Genomic DNA, 674 nt, shown 5'->3' on the forward strand with positions numbered 1-674 from the left:
GGCAATGGCGTGCGGATTGCTCCAAAACAACATGATGATTGGAAGATTGTCCCTAATCTCTGGGGCGCTCTTATTGGTCAACCTTCAACCATGAAAACACCTACCATGCAAGCCGCTTTAACTCCTATCACTTGCCTTCAAAAGAAATGGTATAAAGACTGGCTAAAGCAGAAAGAGAGACAAGAAATTGAAGAGATACTTGAAACTTTAGACAAGTCTGAAAAGAAAAAACAAGCCCATAAAGCAATAAAAAAAGGAGATCTTGAAACAGCCCATGCTCTTTTGTCTGAAACCCTCTCTAAAGACAATGCGCGTGATGATGATGTCTCTCGTTTTATTGTCAATGATGTGACCGTTGAAAAGCTTGGGGAACTTTTAAAAGAAAACCCCCGTGGTCTCTTGATGGTGCGTGATGAATTATCCGGTTTCTTAACAGATATGGAACGGAAGGAATATCAAACAGACCGTTCCTTTTATTTGGAAGCTTTTAATGGAGATGGTCAATTTACTTATGACCGGATTGGGCGTGGAACCATTTTTATTCCCAATGCAACCGTCTCTATTATAGGGGGCATTCAACCCTCTCGCATTCTGCCCTTTATACGCAATGTTTTATATGGCAAAGGCAATGATGGTTTCTTACAACGCTTTCAAATGCTTGTCTTTCCCGATGA

The 674-nt window shown here is 40.9% G+C and carries 1 protein-coding gene; it reads left to right on the forward strand.

The annotated features are described in order from the left end of the window. Positions 1 to 674 (forward strand): DUF3987 domain-containing protein (locus tag ACFIO3_RS14850; protein WP_375608921.1); only part of this gene is annotated, 674 nt, incomplete at both ends.

The organism is Bartonella sp. AD328YNZD, from assembly GCF_042196425.1.